Genomic DNA, 14,263 nt, shown 5'->3' with positions numbered 1-14,263 from the left:
TGCAACTGCCTGTCACCGAGCCACGATAGTATCGGTGATTACTGTTGTTTTGAGGTTACCATCCGCCACCGAGTGCTTTGAATGCAGCAACCGCCGAGCGCGCCGATTCCGTTTGTGCCTGGGCCCGGGCGTCGGATGTCTGCAGGAGCTTTTCATCGGCACGTAGCACCTCAATCAAGCTGATCGCGCCTTTTTGATATCCCATGAATGAGGATTGTCTCGCGAAGGCAAGAGCGGTTTCACCTCTGCCCAGCGTGGCAGCCTGAGCTTGGCGATTGGCCAAGGAAGAGAGCGCGTTCTCAACATCTCCAGTGGCTTGCAGGACTGACTGGCGGTAAGCGGCCAGGGCTTGCGCTTCGCTGCCCTTGGCCTGCTCGATCTGAGCGTTTACCCGGCCAAAATCGAAAAGCCTCCATCGCAGCCCTAGTACGGCTGCCGATTGGCTCGCTCCGCTGCTGAACAGATTAGCGCTTGAAACGGCTGTCGCACTGCCCAGCAACGCACTAAGGGAGAGCTTCGGGTAATACTCGCTCATCGCCATTCCAATGCGCGCGCTTGAGGCGGCGAGGCGACGCTCAGCCACGATGAGGTCAGGCCTGCGGCGCAGCAGATCCGCAGGTGTACCGGTCGACGTCAGCTGCGCAGGTTGCGGAATACCTTTGACTGTCGCCAAGGTTTGACGATGGGTGCCAGGGGGGACGCCCAGCATTATGTCCAGCGCATTCATGGCCGCATCAAGTCCCGTGCGCAAGACCGGTACGCTCGCCTGGGCCTGCGCAAGCTCGCCCTCGGTCTGACGCAGCTGGTATTGCGCAGCCAGCCCCTTGCCGTAAAGCAGCTGAACCTTGTCCAGCAGATCCTCCTGCGTTTTGACCTGTCGCTGGGCAATGGCCAATCGGGTTTGCAGGCCCCGGATGGTGATGTAGGTATCAGCCGTCAGAGCGGCGACTGCAAGCCTTGCTGCAACGACACTTGCTTCAGAGGCCTCGTACTCAGCCAATGCAGCCTGTCTGCCGCGGCGCAGACCGCCGAACACATCCAATTCCCAGCTTGCGCTGAGGTCAGCTTCGTAGGCGTTGCCGTAGCGATCATAGCCGGGCGTCGAGTCAAGAACTTGGCCGAGTGGCGTTTCAACTGATTGATAGGCACGTGCCGCTTGGGCGCTGGTGTTGCCCGAGGGTAGAAGTGCCGCCGTTGCAATGCCCAGTGCTGCCCGTGCCTGGGTGAGTTGCGCATTGGCCTGGGCCAGGTTGAGATTCTTGATCAGGGCCTGTGAGACAAAGTCGCTGAGCAAGGGATCTGCGAAACCTTCCCACCAAACGACATTGCTTGCTGAGCGCACGGTAATATTCGGTTCTTTACCCGGTTGCGTCAGAAAACGATCATTGATTGGAGCATCTGGACGCTGATAATCCGGACCTACGGCGCAACTCGCCAGTAGGCCGGTACTTATGACCAGTGCGTACGTAGAGAGCGGGCGCATTGAATTTCCCCTGAGCAGATTTAAGTTGTGACGATATTACAATATGGTCACTCGTTGTCAATCAGGGCTCGTGGAGCTAAGCTGCAAATATGACTAATCAATCGAAGACGACCCCGGCACGCGGTCCATCGGACCATAGCGTGCGTGACCAGGTCGTGGAAGCGGCCACCCAGCACTTCGGACACTACGGATACGAGAAGACCACGGTCTCCGATCTGGCCAAGGCCATTGGCTTCTCCAAAGCCTATATCTACAAATTCTTTGACTCCAAACAGGCTATCGGTGAGGTGATTTGCGCCAATCGGCTGGCAATGATCATGGCCATCGTGGAGGCGGCGATCGCGGATGCGCCAACGGCCTCCGAGAAGCTGCGGCGCTTGTTCCGCGCGCTCGTCGAGGCAGGCAGCGACCTGTTTTTTCACGACCGCAAGCTCTATGACATCGCCGCTGTCGCGGGTCGCGACCAGTGGCCCTCTGCCAAGGCACACGACGAGCGCCTGCGCCTGCTGGTCCAGGAGATTGTTCTCGAAGGGCGGCAGTTGGGCGAGTTCGAGCGCAAGACTCCCCTGGATGAGGCTGTCCAGGCGATTCATCTGGTTATGCGCCCCTACATCAGCCCAGTGCAGTTGCAGTACAACCTGGACATCGTCACGACGGCCCCGGTGCACCTGTCGGCCCTGATACTGCGTAGCCTGGCGCCCTGAGGTTGTGACTATTGACTATATTGGTCACTAAATAGAGAATCGGTTCCCTGTTCACTTGATATGAGTCAGGGATCCCATGCTTCGGTCCAGATCTGCAACCATTGCCGTTTGCTTATTGCCTTTCGTTTTGACTGCCTGCGGCGAATCGTCAAGCGCGCGTGATCCGCGAACTCAACCGCCCCTGGTAAGAGCCGCTACTGTCGCGAGCGCTGATGGCGCATCGCGCTCGTTTACCGGTGTGGTGGTCGCTCGCGTGCAAAGCGATTTGGGCTTTCGTGTATCGGGGAAGGTGCTGGAGCGCTTGGTTGATACCGGGCAGGCAGTCAAACGGGGCCAGCCCCTGATGCGCCTGGATCCCATTGACCTTGGTCTCCAGGCTCAAGCCCAGGTGCAAGCCGTTGCGGCCGCGGCTGCCCGGGCCAAACAAACAGCCGATGACGAAGCGCGTAACCGCGATCTGGTCGCCGCCGGTGCAATCTCTGCCTCGGCGTACGACCGGATCAAATCCATGGCTGACACGGCAAAAGCAGAATTCAACGCGGCGCAAGCCCAGGCCAATGTCGCTCGCAACGTCACTGGGTACGCCCTTTTACTCGCCGATGCCGACGGTGTAGTGATTGACACGTTGGCCGAGCCTGGGCAGGTCGTCAGTGCCGGTCAACCCGTCGTCAAGTTGGCCAAGGCCGGACCACGCGAGGCTATCGTCCATTTGCCCGAAACATTGCGCCCCGCTGTTGGCGCCCAGGCTCAGGCCAAATTGTACGGCAATGGTACGACGACACTCCCTGCGAAGCTGAGGTTGCTGTCCGACGCAGCTGATCCGCTCACGCGTACGTTCGAAGCGCGCTATGTGCTCGATGACTCAAGCGCCAACCCGCCGCTGGGATCTACCGTCACGCTGCGCATCGCTGACGACACGCCTGCCCAGCTTGCGCTTGCGGTTCCAATGGCCGCCATCTACGACGCCGGTAAGGGGCCGGGCGTATGGATCGTAACGGGCACGCCAGCAATCGTCTCATGGCGCGCGGTGCAACTGCTGGGGTTGAGCGACGAGTCGGCGGCGGTCAGTGGCGACCTCAAGCCCGGTCAACAGATCGTTGCCTTGGGAGCGCATCTGCTCCACGAGGGTGAGGAGGTGCTGGTCCAGCAACCGGATCACGTTATCAAAGGGGAACGACCATGAGCGGGGGCCGTTTCAACCTTTCTGCACTGGCCGTTCGCGAACGGTCCATCACGCTGTTCCTGATTTTTTTGATCGGCGTGGCGGGAACGCTTTCATTTTTTAAACTGGGCCGCGCAGAAGACCCGCCATTCACCGTCAAACAGATGACCGTGATTTCCGTATGGCCAGGTGCGACCGCGCAAGAGATGCAGGACCAGGTCGCTGAACCACTTGAGAAGCGCCTGCAGGAACTGAAATGGTATGACCGTAGCGAGACCTACACCCGGCCAGGCCTGGCTTTCACCATGGTCTCACTCCTGGATAAAACCCCACCTTCGCAAGTGCAGGAGGAGTTTTATCAAGCGCGTAAAAAACTCAATGATGCATCGAAAAGCTTACCTGCGGGCGTCATCGGCCCGCTGGTCAATGATGAATTCTCGGACGTGACCTTCGCCCTTTTTGCGCTAAAGGCTAAAGGTGAACCTCAACGCTTACTCGTGCGCGATGCTGAATCGCTGCGCCAGCGTTTGCTTCATGTCCCGGGTGTGAAAAAGATCAATATCATCGGTGAACAAGCCGAGCGGATCTTTGTATCGTTCTCCCATGAGCGGTTGGCCACCCTGGGTATCTCTGTGCAGGAGATTTTTTCGGCACTCAATAACCAGAACGTTTTGACCCCTGCCGGTTCGATTGAAACCAGCGGGGCGCAGGTGTTTCTCCGTCTGGACGGGGCCCTCGACACACTGGGGAAAATCCGCAACACACCCATTGTGGCGCGGGGCAAAACCCTGAAGCTATCAGACGTCGCGACAGTCGAGCGTGGGTACGAAGACCCCGCGACTTTTCTGGTGCGCAACCAGGGTGAACCGGCCCTGTTGTTGGGCGTCGTGATGCGTGACGGCTGGAACGGCCTGGACCTGGGTAAAGCGCTGGATGCCGAAACGGCCAAAATCAATCAAGGCATGCCGTTGGGAATGACGCTTGCGAAGGTCACTGACCAATCGGTGAACATCAGTTCGGCCGTTGATGAGTTCATGATCAAATTCTTCGTCGCGCTGCTGGTGGTGATGCTGGTCTGCTTCCTCAGTATGGGCTGGCGAGTGGGTGTGGTCGTCGCCGCGGCCGTGCCGCTGACACTGGCGATTGTCTTCGTGGTGATGGCGGCCACAGGCAAGAACTTTGACCGAATTACCCTGGGGTCATTAATCCTCGCGCTGGGCCTGTTAGTGGATGACGCGATCATTGCCATCGAAATGATGGTGGTGAAGATGGAAGAAGGTTACGACCGGTTCAAGGCATCCGCTTACGCCTGGAGCCACACCGCAGCGCCGATGCTTGCCGGTACATTAGTGACCGCTGTCGGGTTCATGCCCAACGGTTTTGCGCAGTCGACTGCTGGCGAGTACACCAGCAACATGTTCTGGATTGTCGGCATCGCGTTGATTGCCTCCTGGGTAGTTGCAGTGGTCTTCACGCCTTATCTGGGGGTGAAGCTGTTGCCTGCAATCAAGCCCGTTGCAGGGGGACATGCCGCTATTTATGACACCACCCATTACAACCGTTTTCGAGGACTGCTGGCTCAGGTGATTGCCCGCAAATGGTGGGTGGCAGGTGCGGTGATCGCTGCGTTTGTGGTGGCGATTCTCGGGATGGGATTGGTTAAGAAACAATTTTTCCCGACATCGGATCGTCCCGAAGTACTGATCGAAGTGCAAATGCCCTACGGCACCGCCATTGCGGTGACCAGCGCCACGACAGCTAAAATCGAGGCATGGCTGCAACAGCAGGATGCAGCAAAGATCGTCACGTCTTATATCGGCCAGGGTTCGCCGCGTTTTTATCTGGCAATGGCACCAGAGCTACCGGACCCATCGTTCGCCAAGATCGTTGTACTGACGCAAAGCCAGGAGGCACGCGAGTCTCTCAAACTACGGATTCGTGAGGCTGTTGCTCAAGGGCTCGCACCTGAGGCTCGGGTTCGAGTTACGCAACTTGTGTTCGGTCCTTACTCACCGTTTCCGGTTGCGTACCGGGTGACGGGGCCGAATGCCGATACGTTGCGAGAGATCGCTGGGCGGATTGAAACCGTCATGCAGGCGAGTCCGCTGATGCGCACCGTCAACAGCGATTGGGGGCCACGAACGCCCACGCTGCATTTCTCTGTGGATCAGGATCGATTGCAAGCGTTCGGGCTGACGTCGAGCGCAGTTGCCCAGCAATTACAGTTCCTGCTCTCAGGTATCCCGATCACTTCTGTGCGCGAAGACATTCGTTCAGTGCAGGTGGTGGGACGAGCAGCGGGTGATATTCGGTTGGATCCTGCGAAGATCGAGGGTTTCACACTGGTGGGCGCCGCCGGCCAGCGCATTCCCCTTTCACAGATAGGTGAGGTCAGGGTACGTATGGAGGACCCGATTCTGCGCCGTCGAGACCGGGCACCGACCATCACCGTACGCGGTTACATTGCCGAGGATCTGCAACCACCGGATGTTTCCAACAAGATAATGAAAGAACTGCTGCCGATCATCGCCAGCCTTCCAGATGGCTATCGCATCGAGCAGGCTGGATCTATTGAAGAGTCGGCAAAGGCCAGTGTGGCATTGGTACCACTGTTTCCGATCATGATCGCAATCACCTTGCTGATCATCATCCTTCAGGTACGTTCGATGTCGGCGATGGTGATGGTGTTTTTCACCGCACCGCTGGGATTGATTGGAGTAGTGCCGACCCTGCTGCTGTTCAACCAGCCATTCGGGATCAACGCCCTTGTCGGGCTGATCGCACTTTCCGGGATCCTGATGCGCAACACGTTGATCCTGATCGGGCAAATCGATCACAACGTCAAGGACGGGCTTGAGCCGTTCAATGCGGTGGTCGAAGCGACTGTACAGCGCGCTCGCCCGGTATTGCTCACAGCAGTGGCGGCGATCCTGGCATTCATCCCGCTCACGCACTCAGTGTTCTGGGGCACGCTGGCTTACACCTTGATTGGCGGCACCCTCGTGGGGACCGTCATGACGCTGGTGTTCCTGCCAGCGATGTACTCCATCTGGTTCAAGATTCGCCCGGTGAAAGCGGCAAATTGACTGCAAAAAAAGGCGCCACTAGGGCTAATGCCGATCAGTTAAGCGACGCTGTCAATTGTAGGAGCGAGCTTGCTCGCGAAAAACGTCAACGATAACGCGTGTATTCAGTATAAACGCGGCGCCGTTGAGTTCTTCGCGAGCAAGCTCGCTCCTACAAAAGGGCTTAACTGATCGGTATTAGCCACTAGGGCGCCTAAAACCGCCCCCCAAACCAAGGGAGCAACAAGGGGGCGGGTATTTGCCAGGGCTGCTAATGCTTATGTTTTCAAGCCGTACACATCAGATAACCCAGTTTAGAAATGCCACTCAAGGTGCATTGTCGGTGCGTAGGTGTCAGTCCCGGGCTTGTTGATCGCGCCATATTTGTGCTTCCAATATTCGTAACCCGGGCCGATCAGAAGTTTGTTTTTCGTGCCAAAAGTCATTTGCCCGACATCGACCAACAGCGACGCACGAACCAGACTTTCTTCAGCCGTATCCTCCTTGAAGTAGTCTTTGCCTTTTGCTGTCTTGTAGCTGGCAAACCCCTGGAATTTGAGCGGTACACTTCCCATCTGGAAAGGAAACCCCCAAACCATATGAAGCACATAGTACGGATCGAACTGTATATTTTCGGTCTGGCACGCATTTAATCCGCAATGGTTCCACTCCATGGCGTAAAGCAGACTGATATCCAGGTAACCCGGCACGTCGAACTTGAGCGTCGGTCCAACGACCAACATGCGCTTACGGGTAGCGAACTCGGTGTTTTTGTAGTTGAGTTCTACCCCGCTGCTCAGCGCTACTTCTTTCACCGGGCCGAAGGCCAGCGATCGGTCAAAGACCTTGCTCAGGAACAGTTGATGGCGATAGACCAGGTAGGCTTCAGTGGCACCTGAATCGCTGTCTTTTTTAGGGTCGTTGCTGTCGGACTTGAGGACGTCGAGGTTGAAGAAGTTGGAGCCTGTCTCATTGCCGCTGGCATGGCCCAGTTGGTAAATCTCCTTCTGGACTTTGCCCTGGACACTCGGCTCAGTGAAGTCGGTGCCATAGCGAAAGCCGATAAAGGTATCGCTCCAGTCTTTGGCATGTGCGTGATTCGAGGCCAGGCTCATTGCGCCCGCAGCCAGAAGTGCCCTGAAATACGTTTTTTGTAATTGTTGTACGTACATATTCAAGATTCCAATAAGTCAGCAGTTCGGTAGGGACATGCAAGACGACGAAGATCTCCAACCGCTATAAGTTCCAGGCATAAGTACGCCGTGCCCGATTAACCGTAACGGTCGGGATAAAGTTGTCCGCTGTGCTGTTAGTTGCTGAAAAAAACGCCACGCGGGTGATTCAATATCGCGCGCAGACCATCGCCCTCAGACTTTCGAATACCGGGTGGACTGCCAGGCCATCATTTGCCAGCCGGTTTCGGCCTCTCTCCAGACACTGATGTAACGCGAGTTCAATAACATGGGTTCACCTCGGATAATCACGTCCATGTCGATCAGCCCCGTGACAACGGCGCACTCCCCTACCCTGCGGATCTGTTCTTGCCGGCTTTCGAAACCCCGATAATTCCAGACACCTGCACGCATGCCTTGAAGGTAACTGCCCTTGCTGTCGCTTTGGCCATCCGAGTGGCTATAGGTAAGATCGTCGGTATATAGGTTTTCGAGAAACGCCATATCGCCATCGATCATCGCCTGGCGACGGCGTACCTCCAACTGTGCCAAGTGTTGTATTACGTGTTGCTCTGACATGTATTACCCCTGCGCATGGATATCGAATAGCTCGCGAACCCTCTGGATCAGGGACGAGTAGTTTCCAGTGACACGTTCTGTGCGGGACTCGCCTGGGCTATTTCCACCTGAGGCATGAACAGCATGGTCAAGGTTGCCAGTGCGAAGAAGCCGGCACACACCAGAAGTCCAAGCGCCAAGCTGTAGCTGGTTGCGATGCCACTCAACAGCAATGGGGCAAACGCCGCCAACCCCCGGCCGAAGTTGAAACAGAAACCGGCGCCGATAGTGCGCACTCGTGTGGGGTAAAGGGCACTGAAGTAGGATGCGAACAGGCTGGCGAAGGCATAGAAGAAGGCATAGATCGGCCCCAGCCAAAACAAGATGGCGTTATTCGTCGTGAGCGCATAGATCGACAGCATCACCGCACTCCCCAGCAGCGACAGCAGCGTGGCGTTACGCTTGCCGATGGAGTCTGCGATGAAACCGAAGGCATTTATGCCGATGAAAGCGCCGATGTTCAGGATCGCCATGAAGTTGGCCATCATCGCGATGTTCAGGCCACGTTCTTGCACCAGGTAGGTGGGTAACCAGGTGCTCGCGCCCCAGAATCCGATGACCGCGCAACTGGCTGCCAGGGTGCCCAGCAAGGTCAACCGGAGAAGTTCAGGGGCAAAGATTTCGCCGACCGATACATTCTTATGTAGCTGGGGGCTGGCAATGCTCTTGGCTCTCTGCTCTTGCCACTCACGAGATTCGGGAACAAAGAAAAAGATGTAGGCCACCGGGATAAGCGTCGAGATACCCGCCAGCATGAACAGTACTTTCCAGTCTGGCAGCAGCGTTGCCGCCGCCAATGCCGCGATCGCGGCACCAATCGGAAAGGAACTCAGCACAAAACCGATCGCCCGTGCGCGCTGATGTGCAGGCCAGGTCTCTGTCACATAGGCTGAGACAATTCCCCAGACTCCACCCAATCCCAACCCGGAAAGGAATCGCAGCAGCAAGAGCAATCCCCAGTTGTGGGTGGTTGCTACCAGCGTGGTCAGTACACCGAAAACCATCAGCGATATGAGCAGCGCTTTGCGTCGACCATAATTGTCGGAATACCAACCGGTGGTGATGCTACTGAATCCGATACCGAGCAGAGTCGCCGAAGCGAGCATACCGGCCTCGTTAAAGGTCAAGCCAAGGTCCTGGCGGATAACTGGCAAGGCGATGGTAAGCAGGATGATTTCCATGGCATCGAATAGATAAGCCAGGAAACCGCCGACAAGTACATGCCATTTCGAAATGGACTTCATAGAGGTGTTTTCCTTTTTGTTGTTGTTTTACCTGACCGATTGATTGAGCGCGATGAGCCGCAGCGCTCAATCAGTCGGGCTGGAGGAATTGCATGTTTGATCGTTGTGCAAACAGCTACAGCAGTGAGCAAGCCTCTTCGAAGTCGAGACGGGGGCTGCGTGAAAACAACTTGCCCGGGTCGCCATAACCGAGGTTGCAGAGGAAGTTCGATTTGATCTGCATGCCGGCGAATGCATGCGATCGCCCGGCGCCTGCGGTGAAGAACTCCTGGTCCACCCATTGATGGTCAAATCCGGACATTGGACCGCAGTCGAGCCCCAGTGCACGGGCTGCCAGGATGAAGTAGCCGCCCTGCATTGAACTGTTGCGCAGGGCCGTGGACTCAATCAGTTCAGGCTGCCCGGCGAACCAATCGCGCACACCGGGGTTGTGGGGAAACAGCTTGGGCAGTTGCTCATGGAAGCGGGTGTCATAACCGATGATTGCGGTCACTGGCGCGCTCAACGTCTTTTCCATGTTGCCAGCGCTCAATGCCGGCAGTAAGCGCTGCTTGGCCTCGGCACTGCGCACAAACACGATGCGTGCCGGGCACCCATTGGCGCTGGTCGGCCCCCAGCGCATCAGGTCATACAGTTCTTTGAGGGTGTCATCACTCACCGGTTGGTCGAGCCAACCGTTCTGGCTTCTGGCCTGACGAAACAACAGGTCGAGCCCCTGCCCTGTGATTGCTTGGTTCATGGCATCTGTCCTCTAACGATTGATCAACCGCGGCGCTGGCGCAACGTTGCAGATCGGGGAGTGGTCTGTTTGGCCGCACATTTGCCGCCAAGGAAATACTCCACCGACATCGGAGGCCCCCACTGATAAAGGCTGTCGTCGCAGGCTTGGGTGAAGCCGGAGGGTGAGTCCTGATTGAAGAGGTCGCCGTCGGTGAAATGCTCGATGAGGTTGCCGGACGGGTCACTCCAGTAGTCGAAGATCTGGCTGCCCAACACATGCCGACCAACGCCCCAGAACGGCCGCCAACCTTGTTGGGTCATCCAGGCATGCCCCAGGCACTGCGCGTCGAAGTCCTGCACCTCGTAAGAGACGTGATGGACGAAATCCTTCTCCGCCTGAAACAGGGCAATGGTGTGGTGGTCGGTCCATGCACTCCCGCGATTCAATCGCAGGAAGGCAGCAGTCGGGCAATTTCGATTGGGTTCTTCAACCACCAGATCGGAGGGCAACATGCCAAGCACCTGCGTGTACCAGTCCAGATGCGCGACCATGTCCTGCACACCGATTGCCGCATGTCCGAGACGCAACACCTGCGCGGCACCTTTACCGGGCCGCTGCACGTCGCCGAAGCGCTGTTTGTCTTGGGCCGAGTTGATGGTCAACGCCGCGCGCAGGGTTAACGCACCCACCGGTTCAATGCCGTGGACCAGTTCGATGCGGCGGCCGGACGGGTCGTGCAGTACGACGCATTGCCCGCCCCCGGGGCCATCAATCGCCTGGATGGAGCAAGCGCCAGGCAGTCGTGCTGCCTGTTGCAGGTCATCGAGCGTCTCGACAGCAAAAGCAATGGCTCCAAAGCTGCTGTGCTCGGCTTTCTCGGCGATGTACACATAAGGCAGTGAACAGGCCCCACGCAGGTAAAGCCGCTGTTCGGTACGGTGCATGACGACCAGACCGAAGTCGGTCAGGAAGTGCTCTATCACTGCTAGATCGGGGTGACGGTAGACGACGTGGTTGATGTCTTTTATCTGCAACACAATAGTGCCTCCTTGGCCGCTTGCAGAGTGGTGCCTCTAGAAGCGGGCCAGCGACAAAACTCAGGGTTACCCGGCCGGATTTACTCGGGTACACCCTTCAAGGGGAGGAACAGCAGGCCGATCGATTTCAGGGCAGCCGAGTCCGCGAACGGCCATGCAGTTCGGTAGAAATGTGACTGCCTTGGGTGGTGCGTCAGCCATCGACCACAGGTTAAACCGGGTCAATTGTTCCGCTATCTCGAAAGCAAAAACGCCCGCCTGGATTCAGGCCGGTGGTTGCTCGTCTGCGATTGGACTGCTCAGCGTGCCGAGCCCTTCAATCTCTACTGTGCACAGGTCACCCGGCTTCATGAACAGGGGTGGGCGGCGCGCCCAGCCGATCCCTGCAGGCGTGCCAGTGACGATGACATCACCGGGCTCCAAAGTGACCGCTTCGCTGAGGATGGAAATCAGGTCAGCGACGCTGAAAACCATGTCGGCAGTATTACCTTGCTGCACGATCGCACCATTGAGACGGGTCACCAGGCTCAGGCCGCTTGCACCTGGCGGCAGTTCGTCAGCACTGACGAAGGTCGGGCCAAAGGCGCCGGTGGCGTCGAAGTTCTTGCCAATCGTCCATTGCGGCGATTTGAACTGGTAATCGCGGATCGAGGCTTCGTTGAAGATCGCATAACCGGCAACATGCTCCAGCGCACGATCCTTGGAGATATGCCGACCACCGATGCCAATAACAACCGCCAATTCACCCTCGAAATCCAGTTGCTCGGAGACGCGCGGACGAATAATGGATTCGCCATGACCGATCAGGCTCGAAGCGAATCGAGGGAAAAAGGTTGGATAGGACGGCTGCTCGTACGGGCTTTCCTTGGTGTGATCGGCATAATTCAAGCCGACACAGACAATCTTGCCCGGACGCTCGAGGGGCGGCAGGTAGCGTATTTGCGAAGGGTCAAGTAAACGTGCATCGCTCAAGCGATTGTGGGCGGCCTTCAGCGCACCTGCGCCTGCATTGAGCAGGGAGTGCAGTGAACCGGGGTAGCCTGCTTCATTTTCGTTCAGGCCACGCAGGATGCCCGCTTGGTCGACGGCCAGCCCTTTAGCGCCGTCTTCTGAAAATTGTACAAAACGCATGATCTGTACCTCTGTTGTTATTATGCTCTTACGGAATGGTACGGTACGTTACCGTACCGTCAGGGTGAAAGGTGCACCCAAACGAAATGCTCGTCAAGCGTGCAGAATGGCTTTTTATAAAATATTCTGGCCCGAGCTTGCGCCCGGTGTACGCCTGTCCGGCTGGAACGCATACACCGAGCGGCGTACGCTATGGCGAACTTCGTAATGTACTTTCAGGAATACCCGAGACACATGGAAACCCCCCGGCAAACAGCGAAGCGTCAAAGCATTCTCAAGGTAGCGACGGACATGTTCCTCACGGAGGGTTACTCCGGGGTCAGCGTTGACGGGCTCATTGCAAAAACCGGCGGATCAAAGCGCACGATCTATAGCTACTTTGGCGGCAAAGAGGGGCTGTTCGCCGCGATTATCCAGCAGCTCTGCGCTGAGAACGTCAGCCCCCTCACCCACATGGATCTCAAGCAACGGCCCTTGCAGGAGGCCCTGTCGAGCATTGCGGGGATCTTCCTGGATGTGGTGCTATCGCCCCGCACCATCGCTTTGCACCGGCTGATCGTCGCTGAAGCGCTGCGTGCTCCAGACGCGGCCCAGTCGTTCTTTGACGCAGCTCCGGCGACTGCTTACAACTGCCTGGCCGAGTACTTCACCTGGGCCCAGGAAACCGGGCTGATCGTGCCAGGCAACGCCGATATCCGCGCAAAGATTTTCCTCGACGCCCTGACAGGCGACCTGCAATTGCGCTGCTTGCTCGGTCTTGGCAAGTGCCCTTCGAAATTGGAACGTGAACAGCTGATCACGGAGACCATCTCAATCTTCATCAAGGGATTGTTGCCTGCGGCCCGCTAAACCGCGCGAAATCGAGAACTAGAATGCGTGCAGGTAACGCAACGTCAGTTGTGTTCCCTGCGAGCGATTTTCAGCCCCGCTTTCAAAATACAGGTTGGCAAACAATGTCTGCTTTCCTTGCTGATACATCACGCCAGGCCCGATCCCCAGCACTTGCTCGCGTGAATCTTGCTGGCGATGGCCGTCGATCCGGTCATCACTGATTTGCTTGAGCTGATAACCCGCCACGCCTAACCGCCAGTTGTCGGACACGGCATAGGAAACCGCCAGATTACTGTGGATGGCCTCCCCGGGCTGGATGCTGTCGGCCTTTAACGCGGACGCCGGATCATGGTTGCGACTCGACCACGCATAGTGAAAGCGACCGCTGACTTCCAGGCGATCAGTCAGTTCCCAGGTGAACACATAATGGGGGTTAAACACCCAGACATTGCTGCCGGTATTGATATCCGAGTCAGCGCTGTAGGATCCCGTAGGCAACGAAAAAACAAAGTTCAACCGTTGCCAGTAAGGCCTGCCAAGAACCGAGCGCGGCGACCACTGCAACAGCAGAGGACTGATGACCATGTCGCCCTGTCGCGTACGACTGCCGTCGGGGCCTTGGTCGATATCCAGGTCCAGATGAACCATCGGCAGCAGCACCTCGGCTCCGTAGTTGGCCCCCAGGAAGGTGTTGGAACTGAAGTAGGCAAAATGCGGAAGCACGGTACTGCTACGAACTTTTTGCGTTCCCGGTAAAGCATGGCCTTGGGCATCACGCGCCGAGTTGCTGCGATAGATTTGCGCGGGCAATTCAAACAGCATCCCCGGGCCTGCCACTCCATCCATGAAACTCGCATTGCCCAATGCCAAGGGCGGCAAGCTGACGCTATCGGCCTCGCTCGATAGGCAAACAAAAAACGAGCCGATGCCGATGACCTTGATTAACCCTGCCTGTTGGCGCATGCCATGCCTTCTTATGTTGCTGGTAAAAAAATCCTGAACGGATAATCCACAATCACGCGGTACTCATCGGCGTTTGACCTGCCCCAGTGATGAGCACCTTTTGCCAACGCGTTGTCGATGTAGCCGCGACGC

Annotated in this window: 12 protein-coding genes; 4 read left to right on the top strand and 8 right to left on the bottom strand. The window is 57.1% G+C overall.

What is annotated here, in order from left to right; translation table 11 throughout:
• Positions 1-55: 55 nt before the first annotated feature.
• A complete protein-coding gene (locus CKW24_RS13305; protein ID WP_095168607.1) occupies positions 56-1,483 on the bottom strand; it encodes an efflux transporter outer membrane subunit in 1,428 nt (475 codons plus the stop codon).
• 89 nt (positions 1,484-1,572) lie between these two features.
• Between CKW24_RS13305 and CKW24_RS13300 the strand changes: the two genes are divergently transcribed.
• The 3 genes from CKW24_RS13300 (at position 1,573) to CKW24_RS13290 (ending at position 6,435) form a co-directional block, all read left to right on the top strand.
• Positions 1,573-2,187 (top strand): TetR/AcrR family transcriptional regulator, encoded by a 615-nt coding sequence (locus CKW24_RS13300; RefSeq protein ID WP_095168605.1) that lies wholly within the window; start codon positions 1,573-1,575, stop codon positions 2,185-2,187.
• A 76-nt stretch (positions 2,188-2,263) separates the two neighbouring features.
• Positions 2,264-3,370 carry an efflux RND transporter periplasmic adaptor subunit gene (locus tag CKW24_RS13295; protein ID WP_095168603.1) on the top strand — a complete coding sequence of 369 codons (1,107 nt, stop codon included), beginning with the start codon at positions 2,264-2,266 and terminating at the stop codon, positions 3,368-3,370.
• Positions 3,367-6,435 (top strand): efflux RND transporter permease subunit, encoded by a 3,069-nt coding sequence (locus tag CKW24_RS13290; RefSeq protein WP_095168601.1) that lies wholly within the window; start codon positions 3,367-3,369, stop codon positions 6,433-6,435. The genes CKW24_RS13295 and CKW24_RS13290 overlap by 4 nt, the downstream gene beginning before the upstream one ends.
• Positions 6,436-6,728: 293 nt before the next feature.
• Here CKW24_RS13290 and CKW24_RS13285 read toward each other — a convergent pair whose 3' ends face one another.
• The 6 genes from CKW24_RS13285 to CKW24_RS13260 all read right to left on the bottom strand — a co-directional run bounded on the left by CKW24_RS13285 (position 6,729) and on the right by CKW24_RS13260 (position 12,337).
• Positions 6,729-7,586: a hypothetical protein gene (locus CKW24_RS13285; protein WP_095168599.1), complete on the bottom strand. Its 858-nt coding sequence runs from the start codon at positions 7,584-7,586 to the stop codon at positions 6,729-6,731.
• A 195-nt stretch (positions 7,587-7,781) separates the two neighbouring features.
• On the bottom strand, positions 7,782-8,165 hold the full coding sequence (locus CKW24_RS13280; RefSeq protein ID WP_095168597.1) for a nuclear transport factor 2 family protein: 384 nt from the start codon (positions 8,163-8,165) through the stop codon (positions 7,782-7,784).
• Between the two features lie 47 nt (positions 8,166-8,212).
• Entirely contained in the window at positions 8,213-9,448 is a 1,236-nt protein-coding gene (locus CKW24_RS13275; RefSeq protein ID WP_095168595.1) for an MFS transporter, read from the bottom strand.
• Positions 9,449-9,563: 115 nt separating this feature from the next.
• On the bottom strand, positions 9,564-10,187 hold the full coding sequence (locus CKW24_RS13270; protein ID WP_095168594.1) for a malonic semialdehyde reductase: 624 nt from the start codon (positions 10,185-10,187) through the stop codon (positions 9,564-9,566).
• Between the two features lie 23 nt (positions 10,188-10,210).
• Positions 10,211-11,206 (bottom strand): 2,4,5-trihydroxytoluene oxygenase, encoded by a 996-nt coding sequence (locus CKW24_RS13265; protein WP_095168592.1) that lies wholly within the window; start codon positions 11,204-11,206, stop codon positions 10,211-10,213.
• A gap of 264 nt (positions 11,207-11,470) precedes the next feature.
• Positions 11,471-12,337, bottom strand: a complete 867-nt coding sequence (locus CKW24_RS13260; RefSeq protein WP_095168591.1) for a fumarylacetoacetate hydrolase family protein — start codon at positions 12,335-12,337, stop codon at positions 11,471-11,473.
• A gap of 234 nt (positions 12,338-12,571) precedes the next feature.
• Here CKW24_RS13260 and CKW24_RS13255 point away from each other — a divergent pair, with 234 nt between their 5' ends.
• Positions 12,572-13,186 (top strand): TetR/AcrR family transcriptional regulator, encoded by a 615-nt coding sequence (locus CKW24_RS13255; RefSeq protein ID WP_095168760.1) that lies wholly within the window; start codon positions 12,572-12,574, stop codon positions 13,184-13,186.
• 18 nt (positions 13,187-13,204) lie between these two features.
• On the opposite strand, the gene CKW24_RS13250 is transcribed toward CKW24_RS13255, so the two are convergent.
• Positions 13,205-14,131, bottom strand: a complete 927-nt coding sequence (locus CKW24_RS13250; RefSeq protein ID WP_095168589.1) for a transporter — start codon at positions 14,129-14,131, stop codon at positions 13,205-13,207.
• Positions 14,132-14,263: the final 132 nt, after the last annotated feature.

The organism is Pseudomonas sp. Irchel 3H3 (assembly GCF_900187635.1).
Taxonomy (GTDB): Bacteria; Pseudomonadota; Gammaproteobacteria; order Pseudomonadales; family Pseudomonadaceae; genus Aquipseudomonas.
This window is presented reverse-complemented; position numbering and strand designations above follow the sequence as displayed.